Origin of the sequence: Glutamicibacter sp. JL.03c (assembly GCF_025854375.1) — a bacterium.
Classification (GTDB): domain Bacteria; phylum Actinomycetota; class Actinomycetes; order Actinomycetales; family Micrococcaceae; genus Glutamicibacter.
Map to the genome: position 1 here is coordinate 3,229,387 of NZ_CP107575.1, position 17,670 is coordinate 3,247,056.

Annotated in this window: 16 protein-coding genes; 5 read left to right on the plus strand and 11 right to left on the minus strand. The window is 64.5% G+C overall.

The window, feature by feature from the left end:
• The 4 genes from OF385_RS14970 to OF385_RS14985 form a co-directional block, all read right to left on the minus strand.
• On the minus strand, positions 1–852 hold the full coding sequence (locus OF385_RS14970) for a substrate-binding periplasmic protein (protein ID WP_264276103.1): 852 nt from the start codon (positions 850–852) through the stop codon (positions 1–3).
• 362 nt (positions 853–1,214) lie between these two features.
• On the minus strand, positions 1,215–1,808 hold the full coding sequence (locus tag OF385_RS14975) for a short chain dehydrogenase (RefSeq protein ID WP_264276104.1): 594 nt from the start codon (positions 1,806–1,808) through the stop codon (positions 1,215–1,217).
• Positions 1,809–2,453, minus strand: a complete 645-nt coding sequence (locus OF385_RS14980; RefSeq protein WP_264276105.1) for a GntR family transcriptional regulator — start codon at positions 2,451–2,453, stop codon at positions 1,809–1,811.
• 418 nt (positions 2,454–2,871) lie between these two features.
• A complete protein-coding gene (locus OF385_RS14985; protein ID WP_264276106.1) occupies positions 2,872–3,660 on the minus strand; it encodes an SDR family NAD(P)-dependent oxidoreductase in 789 nt (262 codons plus the stop codon).
• Positions 3,661–3,950: 290 nt separating this feature from the next.
• Here OF385_RS14985 and OF385_RS14990 point away from each other — a divergent pair, with 290 nt between their 5' ends.
• Together OF385_RS14990 and OF385_RS14995 are read left to right on the plus strand one after the other, a co-directional pair.
• Positions 3,951–4,529, plus strand: coding sequence for a hypothetical protein (locus OF385_RS14990; protein WP_264276107.1), 579 nt, complete (start codon positions 3,951–3,953; stop codon positions 4,527–4,529).
• Entirely contained in the window at positions 4,526–6,112 is a 1,587-nt protein-coding gene (locus OF385_RS14995; protein WP_264276108.1) for a GMC family oxidoreductase, read from the plus strand. Before OF385_RS14990 ends, OF385_RS14995 begins: the two co-directional genes overlap by 4 nt.
• A gap of 19 nt (positions 6,113–6,131) precedes the next feature.
• On the opposite strand, the gene OF385_RS15000 is transcribed toward OF385_RS14995, so the two are convergent.
• From OF385_RS15000 to OF385_RS15030, 7 genes are all read right to left on the minus strand, one after another.
• Entirely contained in the window at positions 6,132–6,932 is an 801-nt protein-coding gene (locus OF385_RS15000; protein ID WP_264276109.1) for an IclR family transcriptional regulator, read from the minus strand.
• Positions 6,933–7,028: 96 nt separating this feature from the next.
• On the minus strand, positions 7,029–7,349 hold the full coding sequence (locus OF385_RS15005; RefSeq protein WP_264277946.1) for a putative quinol monooxygenase: 321 nt from the start codon (positions 7,347–7,349) through the stop codon (positions 7,029–7,031).
• Positions 7,350–7,470: 121 nt separating this feature from the next.
• The gene (locus OF385_RS15010) at positions 7,471–8,511 is read right to left on the minus strand and encodes a hemolysin family protein (RefSeq protein ID WP_264276110.1); all 1,041 of its coding nucleotides are present in this window, start codon (positions 8,509–8,511) and stop codon (positions 7,471–7,473) included.
• Positions 8,508–9,854, minus strand: coding sequence for a hemolysin family protein (locus tag OF385_RS15015; protein ID WP_264276111.1), 1,347 nt, complete (start codon positions 9,852–9,854; stop codon positions 8,508–8,510). The genes OF385_RS15010 and OF385_RS15015 overlap by 4 nt, the downstream gene beginning before the upstream one ends.
• A 240-nt stretch (positions 9,855–10,094) precedes the next feature.
• Positions 10,095–11,861, minus strand: a complete 1,767-nt coding sequence (locus tag OF385_RS15020) for a glycerophosphodiester phosphodiesterase (RefSeq protein WP_264276112.1) — start codon at positions 11,859–11,861, stop codon at positions 10,095–10,097.
• Positions 11,862–12,163: 302 nt separating this feature from the next.
• Complete coding sequence (locus OF385_RS15025; RefSeq protein WP_264276113.1) at positions 12,164–12,637, minus strand: hypothetical protein; 474 nt, start codon at positions 12,635–12,637, stop codon at positions 12,164–12,166.
• 343 nt (positions 12,638–12,980) lie between these two features.
• Positions 12,981–13,682, minus strand: a complete 702-nt coding sequence (locus tag OF385_RS15030) for a FadR/GntR family transcriptional regulator (RefSeq protein ID WP_264276114.1) — start codon at positions 13,680–13,682, stop codon at positions 12,981–12,983.
• A 168-nt stretch (positions 13,683–13,850) separates the two neighbouring features.
• Here OF385_RS15030 and OF385_RS15035 point away from each other — a divergent pair, with 168 nt between their 5' ends.
• Genes OF385_RS15035 through OF385_RS15045 form a run of 3 tightly spaced genes read left to right on the plus strand, consistent with a single transcriptional unit; the run spans position 13,851 to position 17,667 of the window.
• Positions 13,851–15,299, plus strand: a complete 1,449-nt coding sequence (locus tag OF385_RS15035) for a four-carbon acid sugar kinase family protein (protein ID WP_264276115.1) — start codon at positions 13,851–13,853, stop codon at positions 15,297–15,299.
• A gap of 28 nt (positions 15,300–15,327) precedes the next feature.
• A complete protein-coding gene (locus OF385_RS15040; RefSeq protein ID WP_264276116.1) occupies positions 15,328–16,221 on the plus strand; it encodes an NAD(P)-dependent oxidoreductase in 894 nt (297 codons plus the stop codon).
• A gap of 57 nt (positions 16,222–16,278) precedes the next feature.
• The gene (locus tag OF385_RS15045; protein ID WP_264276117.1) at positions 16,279–17,667 is read left to right on the plus strand and encodes a GntP family transporter; all 1,389 of its coding nucleotides are present in this window, start codon (positions 16,279–16,281) and stop codon (positions 17,665–17,667) included.
• Positions 17,668–17,670: the final 3 nt, after the last annotated feature.

Genomic DNA, 17,670 nt, shown 5'->3' on the forward strand with positions numbered 1-17,670 from the left:
CTACTTCATTTCCAGATCGCCGAGGGTTTCCGGGGAAATCACTCCGGCCTGGTCGAAGGCAGTGCGCAGCGTGCCGTCGTTTTGCGCTGATTGGATGGCAATGTTCAGCACCTGCAGCGAGCGGGCGTCGATGTTCTCGTTGACCCCGTAGTTCGAGTCCTGGACGAACAGCTCCGGCTTCGGCATCACGATCTTCAGCGACTTGTCCTGCTGGGCCGCGTTGGCAAGCGTCGGAAGGTCTGCGAAGACCGCGTTGGCACGGCCGGCCTTCATCGCGGTGACCGCCTGCGGAATGCTCTCCGACCCGACGACCTCGACCTTCAAGGCGGTAACGGCCCGTTCATAGGAAGTTCCCGTGGCCATGGCGACCTTCCCCGCCTTGACAATGTCGTCGGTGGTTTTCAGGCCCGAATCTTCCCGGACCAGCCAGGCGCCTTCGTAGCGGTAGACCGGGACGGTGAATTGGATAGCCAGGGACCGCTCGGACGTCGAGTCGAGGTAGGCGGCCACATCGAAGCGATCGGCCTGCAGGCCGGCGACCATCTTGCTCCATTCGGCGGCCACCGGCACATACTTCACGCCCATTTCCTTGGCGAGCTTCTGCAGCGGCGCCACGTTCGGTCCGCCCATGGTGCCATCAGGCTGCTCCGCGGTCATCGGCGGTGCCGAGGCGATGCCCACGCGCAGTTCGCCGCGTTCGCGGATCTTCTGCAGCCAGGCGCCTTCGGCGGTAGCAGCAGCACCGCTCACGCTCCCCCCGCCCCCACGCAGGCCGGCACCGAAGTAGCCGCCGATCAGGCCGACGACGACCACCAGCACGATGGATAGTACGACTTTGCTTGTCTTAGTCATGATGTTTCCCTGGCAAATCAGTGGCACGCAGAAAACCCTTCAGAAGATTCCGAACGAGCTGCATCCCTAGCTATTGCGTCTGCATCTTTGCAGACTCCAGACCATTCAATGGCAATCAAATCACTTCCATTCAGATTGAATGATTGTCAAACAATCTGACGTTGCTATCGAGCATAGCTCGTGATCTGGGCCACGTCTAGCCCCTCGCAAAGAAAGTCGAAAATTCTCCCGGTCCGGTCCCGGGACGGGCTGCATAGCCTCCCGTGCAGCGCACGCACCCGGCACCCATGCATCGAGCGGATTGTTTCCGGGCGCAAAAAAGGGCCACGGTAAACCGTGGCCCTTTCCGCTCAGGTGCGGCATCAGCCGACGGTGAAAATCTTCCCCGTTTCAACGCCCTCGACCGAGCGCACGTAGGCGCGGCCAACCTGCTCGTCGGTCACCTGCTCAAAACCGGGGAAGGCGCTGTGATAGCCCGGGGCGCTTTGCAGCACACTGGGGCTCACCGCGTTGATGCGAAGCCCACGTGGCAGCTCAGCCGAGGCCGCCATGACAAATGATTCCAGCGCTCCATTGGCCGCCGACGACGCGACTCCGGTTCGTATTGGTTCCCTGGCCAAGATTCCAGAGGTGACGGTAAACGATCCACCTTCGGACAGGTGTTCCAGCCCCTGGCGCACCAACTCGATCTGGCCCAGCGCCTTGTCCGCGAAGCCGCCGAGGAAGTCATCACGGCTCAGCTGGTCCAGAGGCTTGAACGGGGCCTTTCCGGTGCAGGAAATCACTGCGTCCACGGTCCCAATTCGGGCATACATGCCGGCGATGGACTCTGGATCAGTCAGATCCACACTGATTTGCGAGCTCCGGGAAACCTGGAGCACCTCATGGCGTTGCGCCAGCTCACGAGCGACGACGCGGCCAATATGCCCGGTAGCTCCAACAACTAATATGCGCACTTACGTTTTCTCCTTGTCGGTTAAAAGTTCCAGCAGTTCCTTGACGCTGTGCATGGTGTGCTCCTCCAGAGCCTCGCGTATGGCTTCGCGATCTCCCGAGCGCAGCACGCCCATCAGCACTTCGTGCACATGATAGGCGCGCTCTGGATCCTGGCGAATCGCCTGGTCCTGCGCGAGTGCGATCGTCATGTGCGCCCTGGTCACGGGCCAGAGCTTGAGCAGCATGGCATTATCGGATCCTGCCCAGATGGATTCATGGAAGGCCAGGTGGCCCATGTGCTGGACAAACGGATCAGGGTCGAAAGCGTGCTTCTTGTACTGCCGCCACCCCTCCTCGACCTTGTTCCAGCGTTGCCCACTCTCGTCAGCAAGGATCCCGTCGATCGCCAAGGTATCCAGCGCCATGCGCGTCCTGGCCAGATCAATCAGCATGGAATCGTCCATGGATGCCACCCGCAGCCCTCGGTAGGGCTCCTGGATGACCAGCCCTTCTTGGACCACCTTATTAAGCGCCTCGCGCACCGTCGGTCGGCTGACATTCAGCCATTCGGACATCTGCACTTCAGTCAGCTTTTCTCCGGGCTTGACCCTTCCCAAGACAATGGCCCGGCGAATTTCTGTCACCGCTGCATCACGACGAGACATCGTAGCCACAGGCTCGAGCCCAGCTTGCGGTTGCAGATTGCCCGCGACTGATTTGACCACCAGAACCAACTTTCGATTGCAGATTGTCTGACAATGCTAGTTGACCAAGGTCCAATGCGCAATAGGCACCGGGAATTCACTCGGGACCGCGCCAGTTGGACTACGCGTCGAGAGCTTGCCAGGGTGGCCGAAGCGAGTTGCGATTGCCCCCGCTTCTGCCAGGTCTTGGCAGGTCCGGTGCTCTCATGCGGCATCGGCCCACCCGCCCACCCCGGGGCGGCGAATTGGTTGCCCGCGAGCATGCAACACCGTCGCGCATGAGCTCCGCGTGGCATGACCGGCCATAATGCAGGCAGCCAGCCGGCCAGGCCCCGCGGTGCCGCAGCATTCCACGGGGCCTGGCCTGGCCACGGTGCACTCAGGAGAAATTGATGCCCCCGTCGATCAGCACCGTTTGCCCCGTCATGTGATCCGAATCCGGGCCGGCCAGATAGGACACCAGCTTCGCCACGTCCTGCGGCTCGGACACCCGGCCAGCCAGGATGTTGTCCACCTGGGCCCGCAGGGCGCTGCCGCGCGGGGTCCCGTCCCGGGCGGTCAACCGCTCGTCGATCAGATCCCACATCGCGGTCCCCACCACTCCCGGGGCGTAGGAATTGACCGTGATGCGGTGCTTGGCGAATTCCATCGCGGCGGCCTGCGTCAGCCCGCGCACCGCCCACTTCGTGGCGGAATAGGACGCCAGGACCGGGAAGGGGCGGAAGGCCACAATGGAGGCCGCGCCGATGATCTTCCCGGCCGTGCCCTGCTCAATGAAGCGCTTGGCCGCCAGCTGGTAGGAGTAGAAAACACCCTTGATGTTCACATCCAGCATGCGGTCCAAGGCCTCGGGGGCTACATCGAGGATTTCATCAACCTGCGCGATGCCCGCATTGGCAACGAACACCGTCAGGTCCCCCAGCTCCCGGGTGCCTTCCTCGATCATCCGCTGCACGTCCTCGGGGTTCGACACATCCCCGGTGACCCCGACCGCGCGGCGCCCGCGCTCCTGGACGGCGGCGATGACCGCAGCGATATTCTCCTGGGCGCCGGGAACGTCGGCGACGATGATGTCCTGCCCGTCCTCGGCCAGGCGCTCGGCGATAGCCCTGCCGATCCCCCGTCCCGCTCCGGTGATGAGTGCGACTCCTGCGGTGGATCCTGCCATGGTGATTCCTCCTGGTAGCTGTTGCCCGGTCATCCCGGCAGGCGGTGCGCCCGCCCGGGTCTGCCCAGCTTGTCCCCGGCCCGGCCACCGGGCCTAGCCCCGTTCTCGCACAGCGAGAATGCCCGCTTCCGCGATGCGGCGCAGGGCACCGGGGCATTCTCACCAGCCGATAACGGCACTGGCGGCACTGTGACGCACGCTACAGAATCCTGTTAAGGCCCCACGTCCCGATCCGGCCGGATCCAAGGGCGGCAGGCCGAGCAGACCGTCTACTAATCGAGGTGACAACAATGGTGTTCCCCGCGAAATACTCATCCCTGAACGCCCTGGAACTTTCCGACGAGGCCCGGCAGATACTCACCCGGATCATCCGGGTGTCCTTTCCGCATGCCAGCTTCCCGGACGGCCCCTACGAGCGCATGAGCGAGAAGATCATCGAGGCTTCCGCGGAATCCAGCTGGTTCCGCATGGCCCTGGCCCAGGGGTTGATGACCCTGGATACGCTCAGCGACGAGCATTTCCTGGACCTTCCCGATGACCGGGCGCTGGCGGTGCTCAAGCGCATCGCGGATCTGGAATTCTTCGCCTTCATCCGCCGCACCGTGGTGCTCAACCTCTACGACGACCCCGAAGTCCAGCAGGCCCTGGGCTATGAGGGCGAGTCCTTCTCCAAGGGCGGCTACCTGCACCGCGGCTTCAACGATCTTCGCTGGCTGCCCGAGCCGCGCATCGAGGAAAGCGCCGAACCGGTCCCGGATCTGGGCCCGCTGCCCTACACCGTCCAGGCCTATGCGCCGGAGGCCGCCACCGCGCCCGTTCAGAACATCCTCGGCGATTCAGGAATCGTGCAGGAAGGAAGCACCCGATGAGCAACGAAGCACTCTCAGCAACCCACGACCAGGATGACGACTCGGTCGTCGTGGTCATCGGTTCCGGCGCCGGCGGAGGAACGCTGGCCCACGAGCTGGTCACCAAGGGGGTCAAGGTGGTCCTGCTGGAGGCCGGCCCCTACCTGAAGAACGAGGATTACCACCAGGACGAGTGGGCCGCCTTCAACCAGATGGCCTGGCTCGATCCGCGCACCACCTCCGGGTCGTGGCGCATCGCCCGCGACTTCCCCAACCTGCCGGCCTGGATCGTCAAGGCGGTCGGCGGCACCACCACGCACTGGTCGGGAGCCACCCCGCGCTTCAAGGCGCATGAGTTCAAGGCCCGCAGCACCTACGGCCACATCGACGGGGCGAACCTGCTGGACTGGCCGCTGGGATTGGAGGACCTCGCGCCCTACTATGATCTCGCCGAGAAGAAGATGGGCAGCACCCACCGCCACGGTCGCCCGGCCCTGCCGGCGAACAACAACTACAAGGTGCTGGCCAACGGGGCCGACCGGGTGGGCTACCGGCACTACGCCACCGGCCCCTACGCCACGAATGCCGAACCCTATGACGGGCGGCCGGCCTCCATCCAGGACGGCTTCAATTTCCAGGGCGACAAGAACAAGTCCAAATGGTCCACGATGGTCTCGGAAATCCCGAAGTCCCTGCGCACCGGTTTGCTCGATCTGCGCCCCGAATCCCATGCGATCCAGGTCACGCATACCGCGGCCGGGCTCGTCGACGGGGTCATCTACATTGATGCCGACGGGAACGCGCAGCGGCAGAAGGCCCGCGTGGTGGCGGTGGCCGGGAACTCCATCGAGACCCCGCGCCTGCTGATGCTCTCGGCCTCCCCGCTCTTCCCCGACGGGCTGGCGAATTCCTCGGGGCACTTGGGGCGCAACTACATGCGCCACACCACCGGCAGCGTGTATGCGAAGTTCGACCAGCCGGTGAACATGCACCGCGGCGAAACCATGGCCGGGCTGATCGCCGACGAATCCCGGCATGATCCCGAGCGCGGTTTCTGCGGCGGCTACTACATGGAAACGATCGCACTGGGACCGGCCTTCCTGGCCAGCTTCGTGGAACCCGGCGGGTGGGGCCCGGACTTCACCGCGCTGCTCGATGGCTACCTGAACACCGCGGGGCTGTGGATCACCGGGGAGGACATGCCGCAGGAGGGCAACCGGATCACGCTGAACACCACGGTCACCGACCGCCTGGGGCTGCCGGTGCCGAACGTGCATTTTGACGACCACCCCAACGACGCGGCCATGCGCGCGCACGGCTACCAGCAGGGCTCGTTGCTCTTCGACGCGGTGGGGGCGCGCTCCACGCACCATACCCCGCCCTACCCCTCGACGCACAACCTGGGCACCGCCCGCATGAGCGAGCGGCCCGAGGACGGGGTGCTCAACTCGTTCGGGCAGGCCCATGATGTGCCGAACCTGTTCATCGCCGACGGTTCGCAATTCACCACCGGGGCCGCGGCGAACCCGACCCTGACCATCGTGGCGCTGGCCATCCGGCAGGCGCAGTACCTCATCGAGCAGATGGCGCAGGGCAGGCTGTAGGCCCGTGCGGGGCAGCTGGCTACCCGGCGCCGCCGGCGTCGAGCAGCGAGGTACCCCGCAGCGCGCGGCTGACCCTGGAGGCCACGTCGCGCAGCAGCAGCGCCACCTCGAGGTGGCGCTGCTGGAATTCGGCCGGATCCATGGACACGGCCACCGACCCGACGACCTGGCCGGCCGGGGTGGTCACCGGGGCGGCCAGGCACGAGGCCCCGCGGATGAACTCCTCGCGCTCGATGGCCAGGCCCTCGGCGCGCACCGCGGCCAGTTCCGTGGCGAAACGCTCCGGGTCGCAGATGGTCGCCGAAGTCATGGAGGGCATGCCGTGCTTCTGAAGGTAGCCCTGGCGGCGCTCGGCCTCCATGGCCGCCAACAGCACCTTGCCGAAGGCCGTGGCGTGGGCCGCGTCATTGAAGCCGAAGCCCATCGGGGTGATGCGCGGGCGGTTCGGGGATTCGACCACATGGGCCACGACGATGTCCTCGCCGCGGTGCACCGCATAGTAGGCGGCCGCATCGGCCCGCTGATGCAATTCGCGGATGAGCCGGGCCACCGCCGGCGGGGTGCCGACCTGGCGGCGCAGCGAGGTATCCAGGGCATGCAGCTTGTAGCCCAGCGCGTACAGGCCCTCCTCGCGCAGGTGCACCACGTGCCCGGAGAGCGTCAGCGTCTTGAGCAGGCGGTAGACGGTGGGCAGGGGCATCGCCAGTTCGCTGGCAATCTCCTTCGCGGCCAGGCCCCGGCGGTGGGCCGCCACCACGTCGAGCAGGGCGAAGGCCTTCTGCACCGAGGCCAGGCCGGCGAGCGAATCGTTATATCCCATGCCACCATCTTGTCGACGGGGACCGGCAGATTCAACCTGTGTCCTGCCCGTTTCGGGCCCCGGAGCCGTGTCAAGGGCGTCAGCCATGCTGCCGGGCTAGTCGATTTCCAGCTCGCCCATGCGGTCCCAGGCATCGCCCTCGATCTGCCGGCTGATGATCCGCGGGGTCTCCCGCAACGCCGGGGCCATGTCGAGCATCGCCTGCTTGAAGTGGGCGCTGTTCACGTGCGCCGCCGCGGCATCATCGGCGAACGCTTCCACCAGGACGTACTCGTCAGGATCCTGCAGGCTGCGCGACCAGTCGAACCACAGGTTGCCCGGCTCGTTGCGCGTGGCCTCGGTGAACGGCCTGACCAGTTCCTCCCAGCCTTCCGCGGCCTCGGATTTCACATGGAATTTGACGACAATGAAGTACACGAGGGTATCCTTCCACAGCATGTTCTCCCTGCGGCAGCAGGGCCTGGTGCCAGTCTCCCGTGGCGCACCGGGCCCCGCCAAGACGCATTATCGGCAGGCGATAACGCCGGCGCCGCGGGCGCTAGGTGCCCGCGGGCTCGTCCCTGATCTGGCCGACCAGCTCGGCGAGCAGGTCCTCCAGGGTCACCATGCCGTGCACCGCGCCCGTGGCGCGCTCGCGCACCAGGGCCAGGTGGGCTCCGCCCAGCTGCATTTCGCGCAACGCGGTGCGCACGCTCTGCTGCGGCTCGAAGGAGGGCAGCGCGCGGACCAGGCTGCGCGGCAGCGGCCTGGATCGCTCCGCCGCCTCGACGCCAAGCACGTCCTTGACGTGGACATAGCCCACCGGGGTGCGATCGGGCCGGAGCAGCGGGAACCTCGAGAAGCCGCGGGCGGCCGCCGCCTCGATCTGCTCCGGGGTGCAGTGCTCGGGTAGCGTCTGGACGGCATCGAAGCTGATCGCCACCGATTCGATGCTGCGCGCATCGAAGTGCAGCGCTCCCAAGAGCAACTGCTCATCCTGGGCATCGAGGATGCCGCCTTCCCGGGATTCGGCCACCATGGACGAGACCTCATCACGGGTGAACGTGCTGGCCACCTCGTTCTTCGGCGCGACGCCGAAGATCCGCAGCACCAGATTGCCCATCGCATTCATCAGCCACAGCAGCGGGCGCAGCAGGCGCACCACCAGGACCATGCTCGGGCCCAGGATCAGCGCCATGCGTCCCGGGCCGGCCAGGGCAATGTTCTTGGGCACCATTTCGGCGAGCACCACATGCAGGTAGGTCACCAGCACCAGCGCGATGGCGTAGGACAGCGCGTCGATCAGGCCCGCGGGGACACCCAGGGCCTCGAAGGGACCGGCCACCGCGTATTTCACCAGCGGCTTGGTGACATAGCCAAGCGCCAGCGAGCAGACGGTGATGCCCAGCTGCGCACCGGCCATCACCAGGGAGACATTCTCGATGGCCCACAGCGTCGCCTTGGCGCTGCGGCTGCCGGCCACGGCCTTCGGCTCGATGATGCTTCGGCGCGCGGAGATCAGCGCGAATTCGGCGCCGACAAAATAGAAGTTCGCTGCGAGCAGCACTATCGTGGCAAGGATGCCCAGCAGATCGCTCATCGCGCCAGCTCCCCTTCATCAAGTTCGGATACGGCCACGTCAACGGTGGCGATGCGCTGCCCCTCGGTGGCGTGGATGCGGAAGACCAGCTGCTTGCGCGGCGCACCGGGCAGGCCCGGCACCACGAGGCTGATCTCGTCGCCGACTGCGCCGAAGGCACCGAGCTGCACGGTCAGCAGGCCGGCCAGCGTCTCGTAGTCCGGCCCCTGCGGGATCTGGCAGCCCAGCACCTCGCCGGCTTCATCCGGGCGCAGGGCCGCGTCCAGCCGCCAGCTGTTCTCGGAGAGCGGCTGCACCGGGGTGCCGGTGGCATCGTGCTCGTCGCGCACTTCCCCGACGATCTCCTCGACGAGGTCCTCCAGGGTCAGCATCCCGGCCACATCCCCGGTCTCGTCGATCAGCACCGCCAGCTGCAGCCCGTCGCCGCGCAGCTGGTCCATCAGCTCATCGAGCTCGATGGTGTCCGGGACCAGGCGGGCCCGCTGGGCGTAGCCGCCCACGGGGGTGTGCCGGCGCTGCTCATGGGGAACAGGCAACAGGCTGCGGATATGGACCAGGCCGCTCACCTGGTGTCCCGACCCGTCAACCAGCGGGAAGCGCGAATGCCCGGTGCGTGCGGCCAGCTGCAGCACCTCATGCACGGAGTGCTGCGCTGTAACGGTGACCATCCTGGCTCTAGGGGTCATCGCGTCCCGCCCGCGGCGGTGCCCGAAGGCCACGGTCCGGCGCAGCATCTCGGCGGTTTCCGAGGGCAGCACCCCTTGGCGGGCGGAGTGCCCGGCGAGCGCGACCAGTTCCTCGGCGGAGCGGGCCGAGGCCAGCTCTTCCTGCGGCTCGATGCCGAAGCGGCGGATGATCCAGTTGGCGTTGCCGTTGAAGAAGGCGAGGAAGGGCTTGGTCGCGGCGCTGAAGCCGCGCTGGAAGCCCACCACGGCCTTGGCCGTTTCGAAGGGCTTGGCGATGGCCAGGTTCTTGGGGACCAGTTCGCCGAACACCATGGTCAGGACGGTGGCCAGCACCAATGCCAGGGCGATGGAAACCGACCGGGCGGCGGCCTCGCCGAGCCCGGCCTGCTGCAGTGGTCCGGATACGAGCGCCGCGATGGCCGGTTCGGCCAGGAAGCCGATGCCCAGGTTGGTCAATGTGATGCCCAGCTGGGCTCCGGAGAGCTGGGTGGACAAGGTGCCCATGCCCTTGAGCACGCCGGCCGCACGGCGGTCGCCGCGTTGCGCGGCGTCTTTCACCTGGTTGCGGTTAACCGTGATCAGCGAGAATTCGGCCGCGACGAACAGTGCGCAGCCCAGAATGAGGAGCAGCGCCAGGAGCAGCGAGAACCATTGCATTATCTACACCCCCTGACCATCCGGTGCGCACGGGCATTCCTGCCGGGCAGAGGGTAAAACCTATGAGATCTACTGTCGCCTGAAGCGTCCATCATTCCCTTCCGGCCGCAGTATCTTCCTGCGGCCATTGATGCTTCCTCCAAGTATTGCGCATTCCGGGCCGGCAATTGCTTGAACTGTACATTGTTTGCCGGATTCAGCTGATCCGCACAGCCTATTCACAAGCAGCGGGTGCGGCGGCTACCGGAACACGTCCAGATAGGCCAGCGCATAGCCCACCCGATACTCCGAGGCGGGAGTGCTGGCCACCATGTGGCGGTCGGAGATGGCCAGTTCCACCGCATCGGTCACGATCCCGTCCACCGGCAGGCTCAGCAATTCACGGATGGTGGATTCATCATTAACTGTCCAGACATAGACATCCTGGCCTTGCTCGTGGGCCTGGTCCAAGAGCTCTGGACGGAAGGATGCCTGTTCCAACGTGTAGAAGTCGCAGTTCACTCGCGGAAGCTTGCCTACGCTCATGGCAACAGTCAGGCCAACGCGGAGCTCGGGACGCTCGCGCTTGATTTCATTCACTGCCGTCGGGCTCAACGAATGGTAGATGTTCTTGGTGGTTGTCCCCGTGGCATCAATATCTTCAAGGAAACGGTCCAGATACCCCTTGGATTCATGGCCCGTCACCTTGAGCTCGACCAGGACCGGGATCCCCAGCTCGTCAGCATGTTCAAGATACTCCTGCATGGTGGGAATGTGATCGGTGAACCCGCCTTCGCGCACCGTTACATCTCGCACTTGTTCCAAGGTCATCTCGTAGATGTTCTTGTTGACCCCGGACACCATGAGCAAGTTGGTGTCGTGGCTGGCAACAAAATGCCCGTCTTTGGTTTGCTGGAAATCTGCCTCGACATAATCCGCGTGGTGCTGGGCGGCCGCATCCAGTGCCCCGAGGGTATTCTCGACACCACCGGCAGAATAACCGCGGTGCGCCAGAATCCTGGTGTCTTCCGCACCGGAAACGGTTTGCCCCGAAGCTGGCATTGCATAGAAGCTCACGGCCACGGCAAGCCCGAAGGCCACCGTTCCCGCCGAAGCACGGGCAGCACGTGCCGGGACTGTTCGATGGTCCTTGGTCCGGACTTCAAATTCCGATGTGAGACCGAGCCGATCCCGGGTCAAAGCAACCAATATCTGGAGGGCAACAACTGTTGCGCCGCCAATGATCATGAAGCCCGCTGTGTGGCCCAACCCGATGCACACGCTGGCAATCATAGCCGAGCTTCGTTCCGTCTTCAGGCTGGTTGCAAGGTCCGAGATCCAGACCAGGGCTTCAACCAGCACCGAGGCGGACAATGCTGCCAGGCCCAGGGGCAGTCCAACCAGGACCAGGTATCTGAAGAAGTTCTTATGCGTTGCACGCAAGCTTCCGACCAGCGCCGGCAACGATTTCTTCTCTCCGACAACCATCATCGGCAAGGTCAGGACCAGGCGGAGATTCACCCAGAGAATGGAGCCGATCATCAATACGTAGATGGCAGTGCTGAGCGGAACCTTCAGATACTCACGGGTGATGAACGGGGGAATTCCGACGCCTTGAATCAGCACCGAAGAAAGGCCCAGCCCGCCTAGCGGCAGCGCGAGGAAGAAATAGACCATCAGCAGCGGTGACGGATAGCTGAGCAGCCTGCCCAAACATGTCAGGGTGTCGGCAAGCATCTCGCCGAGGTTTGGCGGTCGCCCCGACTGCTGCCGATTGACCATCACAATCAGTGCGACAAATTGGAGGCTCACGGCGGCCAGAGCCAGAACGGCAATGGCCGCAAGCAACAGCACGGAAATGGGCTGGCTCAACAGCACGGTGTACGTCCGGTCGGTGACGTTCTCAAGGTGGCTGGTTTCAAGAGCCAGGCCGAAAAGGTACCGAATGGCTGGCAGGACACCCAAGCCGTTCACCAGCTGGATGACGCTGATCACCAGAAGATAGCGGAAAACGCGTGCATGGCTCAATCGCCAGATACGGCGAAGGAACTCTGGTATTTCGGTGAACTTCGGGGCGCCCTGAGCGGAATCACCTTGGATTTGAGCAGATTGATCGTGGCCGGTTGAACCAACACCCATTCCACTGCCCCCTGCTGTAAATCCCGTTCCTGTGGTGCGAATTGCTAATAAAGACCAGCTGCCATTCTATCGCGGTGGCCCTGTTCCGGCTGTGGAGGAGGTCTCAAAAAGCCCGTCAAAATGCTGGAGATCGCTGAACAATAGCTTGGAGCCAGCATTCAGCCGAAGAGCCAAGGGGCGCAGTGATTCGCCTACTCCTTAAAGGCCGGAGTGGTGACATCGCATTGGACGCGTTCACCTGGGGCGCCGGTTGCGGAGGCGATTTCCTTGACGCCGTCCAAGAGAACCCGGCAGGTCGCGGTGCCGTCCTTATCTGGTGTCGCGGCGACCGATGCATCCTTCTGGGCGGTGACCATGCTCTCTATGGACCAGACCTTGTTCTTTTTCTTGCCTGTGGCTTCCGATGTACTGACGGATTCTTCAGTCACCGAGGTGGAATCCTCGCCACGCTTTTCGGCTTCAAGGTAGGACACGTCCTTCAGGCTGTTGCTCGTGCCTCCGGTGACGGTGACTTCATAGGTCACAGCCCAGGCATCAGAGGTGGCTTTGTCCCAGGATTCGACGGCGCCGCATCCGGCCAGGCCGATACCGAGCGCCAGGACAGCCGAGCCGATCGAGATGCGGGTGGCAGTGCGGGTATGGGATGACGTGGCGAAGCTGGTCATGAAGGTCCTTTGCGAAGTTGGCCGAAGAACAGTTTTCTCTGCCTTCAACTGTAGAACCGCCGCCGCCAGCCGGTGATGGCATTGGAGAATGATCTTCGGCCCAGGCTCTCACACTCAGGGTGGAAAACTCGGGTGCGCCGCCAAGCTTAGCGAACTCGGGCCCATCCCGAACTTGGTCGTGAGCGTGTCAACCTTGCTATTGATGATGGCACTGCCATATCCACCGAGGAATACTCCGGGCACGGCAATCAGCACCACGCCTTGGGCTCTGGCCAACGTCACTTGGGAAAGGCGCCAAGGCTATCGATCGTGGCGTGCTTGGCCACCGGCCGGGCACGGTCAGCTAGCGATCAAGCACAAAGGTGTTCAGGTCATCCAGGGTCTGTTGCATATGCTCGTCCATGGCCTCGCGCGCGCTGGAGCTGTTGCGCAGCGACAGGGCCCGGAGGATTTGTTCGTGCTCGTGAATCGCGTGTTCCTGGATCTGCGGGAAGGCGCTGGTTTCGCGCCGGCGCGAGGAGAGCACTCGCCCCAAGGGCTCGTAGAGCGCAGAGACGAAAACATTGCCCGAGGCGTGCAAGATGATGTCGTGGAACCCCAGATCGGCATCCACGAATCGGTCCAGGTCTCCGGCTGCATGAGCCTCGCGCATGGTTTCGAGCAGTACGCCCATGTGCTCGAGCTGCTCATCGGTGATTCGTGCCGCAGCCAATTCGCAGGCGCCGGTCTCCAGCATGCGGCGCAGTTCAATGAGCTGGACCGCTGCAGCGGCAGCGCCCACCCCCGCTGTGGTGGCACGAACCACGGCCTCCAGCGAATTCCACATGTTGATCGGATTCACATAGGTTCCGCGCCCGCGCTCAATGCGAATGATGTTCTGGGCGGCCAAGGTCTTGATCGCTTCGCGCACCGTCATCCGGCTGACTTCCAGGGTGTCGCAAAGTTCCAATTCTCCCGGAATCATCTGGTCAACCGATAGCTCCCCGCTGACGATGCGGTCAAGCACGCTATCGACGACCTGTACCACCAGTGATTTCCGCGCCACGATTCCTCCAGCTTTGGGATGATCCATCCTCTTCGAGACTTGTCCAGTCTATGTCCCCGAACGGCTTGCGGCGGACAGTGATCCATGCGACACTAAATTGCACACCAGATGTCTGACATCTTACCTGTGAAATTGATGGGTTGCCCAATGACAAAGGAGTCCTTGTTCATGCTTGAGTCCGATTTGCTCGCCGGATACCTTCCGGAGCGAGACATGGCCCCCGCGCAGATCGCCGCGGCGGCACGTGCCACCGGACGAGTGCTGGTGGTCCTCGATGACGATCCCACCGGAACGCAGTCGGTCAGCAACCTGCCGGTGCTCACTGCCTGGGAAGTCGAAGATTTCCGGTGGGCCTTCGGCCTGGAACTCGACGGCGAGCGCCCGCTGGCCGTCTACGTCCTGACCAATACCCGCTCCCTGGACGCCTCCGATGCCGCCGTCCGCAATGAGCAGGTAGCCCGCGCCGCCCTGCAAGCTGCCAGCGAAGCGGGAATTTCCGTATCCTTCGTCAGCCGCAGCGACTCCACCCTCCGCGGGCATTTCCCGTTGGAAACCGACACCCTGGCCGCGACCGTGGCCGCAGTGGATCCCAACGAAGCAGTGGATGCCATCCTGATGGTTCCCGCGTTCGGCGAAGCCGGCCGGATCACCGTGGCCGGCGAGCACTACATGCGCAGCGGCAAGGGCGAGCTGGCCAAGGTCAGCGACACCGAATTCGCCAAAGACGCCACCTTCGGATTCAGCACCAGCTACCTGCCGGACTACGTCGCCGAGAAGACCGGCGGCCGCAAAGCCGCCGAGGATGTGATGGTCTTGGATCTGAACACCATCCGCGCTGGCGCTTCGTCCATCGCCGGCACACTGGCCCAGGCATCCAACGCACAGGTGGCCACCGCAGATATCGTCACGGAAAACGACCTCCTGGCACTGGCCGAGGGGCTGCAGCTGGCCGAAGCATCTGGCACCCGGGTGCTGTGCCGTGTGGGCCCGCCCTTCATGCGTGCGCGCATCGGCCAAGAGCAGCGCGAGCCGCTCACCGCCGAAGAAATCTTTGCGGACAACGGCTCCGAGCAGCGGACCGCGGGCGGGCTGATCGTGGTCGGATCCCACGTCGGAGTGACCACCCGCCAGCTGGCTGACCTCACCGCGGTGCATTCGAACGCCACGGTCTTCGAGCTGGACGTGCCCACCATCCTCGCGGAGGAAAGCGAAGCCTATATCTCCTCCAAGGTGGCGCAGATCGGACAGGCCCTGGCCACCGGCGACGTCATCGTGCACACCTCGCGCACGCTGGTGAAGACCGAGGATGCCGCCCAGTCCCTGGATATCGCCCGGACCGTGAGCGCCGCAGTGGTCGCCGTGGTCAACCGGACCCTGCATGCTAATCCGCCGCGCTTCGTGATCGCCAAGGGCGGGATCACCTCGTCGGACGTCGCGGCCTTCGGCCTGGAAATGCGCCATGCAATCGTGCGCGGGTCCATGCTCCCGGGCATCGTCTCGCTCTGGGAATCCGTGGATGGACCGGCCGCCGGCATCCCGTACATCGTCTTCGCCGGCAATGTGGGCGATGACAGCTCGCTCACCGCTGTCACCCGCAAGCTGAGCGCCACCTTCTAATCACCACCCGAACCTTTTGGAGCATTAAATGAACACCACCGCAGTTGCCGTTCTGGGCCTGGGAGCCATGGGCCTGCCCATGGCCACCCGCCTGGCGGCCAAGTTTTCCGTCCACGGCTTCGACATCAGCACCGACCGCATGGAGCTGGCCAGCAAAGCCGGCATTGCCACCTTTACTAGCGCCCGCGATGCCGTGGCCGGCGCCGACGCGCTGATCCTGGCTGTGCGCAATGGCGAGCAACTGAACGCCGTGCTCTTCGGCGATCACGGCGTGGCCCAGCACCTGAAGTCCGGTGCCGTGGTCATCCTGACCTCCACCGTTGGGCTGGATGCCGTACCGGCCACCGCCGCCCGACTGGGCGAGCTGGGCGTGGGCCTGGTGGATGCGCCGCTCTCCGGCGGCCCGGTGCGCGCTGGCGAAGGCGACCTGCTGATCGTAGTCGGCGCCGAACCTGAACAGCTGGCCAAGGTCCGCCCGGTGCTGGACCAGCTGGCCTCCACCTTGAGCATCGTGGGCGACAAGCCAGGTGATGGCCAGGCGCTGAAGACCGTGAACCAGCTGCTGTGCGGCGTGCATATCGCCGCCGCCGCCGAGGCGCTGGCCCTGGCGGACCAGCTTGGCCTGGACCAGGCCACCACCCTGGATGCCTTGCAGGCCGGCGCCGCCGGCTCCTTCATGCTCGGCAACCGCGGGCCGCGCATGCTCGAGGCCTACACCGAAGAAGGCGCCGAGGTGCTTTCACGGCTGGATATCTTCGTGAAGGACCTGGGGATCGTGACCACGGCGGCCCGCGCGCTGCATCTGGCTACCCCGGTGGCTTCCGCCGCGGAGCAGCTCTTCCTGCTGGGCGAAGCCCACGGGCTGGCCGCAGCCGACGATTCAGCGCTCATCAAGGTCGTCGCGCCGGAAACCGGCAACTAACCTCATCATCGCGCGGGCTAAACCCCCGCTGGCAACGTCAAAGGAGACGAAACTGTCATGAGCCCGATTATGCTCCTGCTGATCGCTGCGGCCGCCGTGGCCCTGCTGTTGGTCGGCGTCATCAAATTCAAGATGCCGGCATTCATTACCCTGTTGCTGGTCAGCATCCTCGTGGCTCTGGCCGCGGGCATCCCCATCCAGGATGTGGCCGGCCTGGTCACCACCGGCATGGGCGGCACGCTGGGCAGCGTGGCCGTGCTGGTGGGCCTGGGCGCCATGCTCGGCAAGGTCATCGAGATCTCTGGCGGCGCCCAAGTGCTGTCCACCCGTTTCACCGCGCTCTTCGGCCCGCGCCGGGTAATCGCGGCGCTGACCACCGCCGCATTCCTGCTGGCCATCCCGGTTTTCTTCGACGTCGGATTCATCGTGCTGGTGCCGATCATCTACGGCTTCGCCAAGGCGCTGAACGTTTCCCCAGTGAAGATCGGCCTGCCCGTGGGCGCGATCATGCTGGCTATCCATGTGGTGGTTCCGCCGCATCCGGGCGTGGTTGGCGGCGCCCAGATCCTCGGCGCGGATATCGGCTGGGCCACCATCTTGGGCCTGGCTTTCTGCGCCCCGCTGGGCGTGCTCGGCTTCTTCGTGGCCAAGCGCATCAACCGCCGCGAGATCCCGATGCTGCCCGAAACCCAGGAACAGTACGAATCCTTTGGTGCCAGCACGGACACTGGCAAGGGAAGCACCCTGGCCAAGACGAAGGCTCCGACCTCGGGCATGGTCATCTCGATGATCCTGCTGCCCATCGTGATGATCATGTTCGGCACCGTGGGCACCACCTTGGTTGACGCGGAATCCACCGCCGCCAACATCCTGGGCTTTGTCGGTTCGCCATCCATCGCCCTGCTGACCACCGTGCTGGTCTCCTACTACCTGCTGGGCGTGCGCAGCGGCTGGAGCAGCGAAAAGACCGGCAAGGTCATGGACTCGGCTCTGGCCCCAGCGGCCATCGTGATCCTGGTGACCGGTGCTGGCGGCGTCTTCGGCAAGGTGCTCACCGAATCGGGGATCGGCACGGTGCTGGCGCAATCCCTGGCATCAGCGGGCTTGCCGATCATTGTCATGGCCTTCATCCTGGCTTCCATCCTGCGTGCTTCGCAAGGTTCAGCCACGGTCGCAATCATCACCACCACAGGCCTGCTGGCTTCCGCGGTGGAAGCAGGCGATTACTCCCCCGTGCAGACCGCACTGATTCTCGCATCGGTCGGCTTTGGCGCCTTCGGCTTGAGCCATGTGAATGACTCGGGATTCTGGATCGTCACCCGCTTCCTGGGCCTGTCCGTGGCTGATGGTCTACGCACCTGGACGGTGCTGACCACCATCCTGGGCGTGGCCGGCTTCGCGCTCACCGCCCTTGTCTACTCCATCGTCACCGCGGCAGGAGCCTGATCC

Coding starts and splice junctions, on each gene's coding strand:
- OF385_RS14970 (WP_264276103.1), bottom strand. CDS start 852: ATGACTAAGACAAGCAAAGTCGTACTATCCATCGTGCTGGTGGTCGTC.
- OF385_RS15035 (WP_264276115.1), top strand. CDS start 13,851: ATGCTTGAGTCCGATTTGCTCGCCGGATACCTTCCGGAGCGAGACATG.
- OF385_RS15040 (WP_264276116.1), top strand. CDS start 15,328: ATGAACACCACCGCAGTTGCCGTTCTGGGCCTGGGAGCCATGGGCCTG.
- OF385_RS14995 (WP_264276108.1), top strand. CDS start 4,526: ATGAGCAACGAAGCACTCTCAGCAACCCACGACCAGGATGACGACTCG.
- OF385_RS15010 (WP_264276110.1), bottom strand. CDS start 8,511: ATGAGCGATCTGCTGGGCATCCTTGCCACGATAGTGCTGCTCGCAGCG.
- OF385_RS15045 (WP_264276117.1), top strand. CDS start 16,279: ATGAGCCCGATTATGCTCCTGCTGATCGCTGCGGCCGCCGTGGCCCTG.
- OF385_RS15025 (WP_264276113.1), bottom strand. CDS start 12,637: ATGACCAGCTTCGCCACGTCATCCCATACCCGCACTGCCACCCGCATC.
- OF385_RS15015 (WP_264276111.1), bottom strand. CDS start 9,854: ATGCAATGGTTCTCGCTGCTCCTGGCGCTGCTCCTCATTCTGGGCTGC.
- OF385_RS14990 (WP_264276107.1), top strand. CDS start 3,951: ATGGTGTTCCCCGCGAAATACTCATCCCTGAACGCCCTGGAACTTTCC.
- OF385_RS14985 (WP_264276106.1), bottom strand. CDS start 3,660: ATGGCAGGATCCACCGCAGGAGTCGCACTCATCACCGGAGCGGGACGG.
- OF385_RS15000 (WP_264276109.1), bottom strand. CDS start 6,932: ATGGGATATAACGATTCGCTCGCCGGCCTGGCCTCGGTGCAGAAGGCC.
- OF385_RS14980 (WP_264276105.1), bottom strand. CDS start 2,453: ATGTCTCGTCGTGATGCAGCGGTGACAGAAATTCGCCGGGCCATTGTC.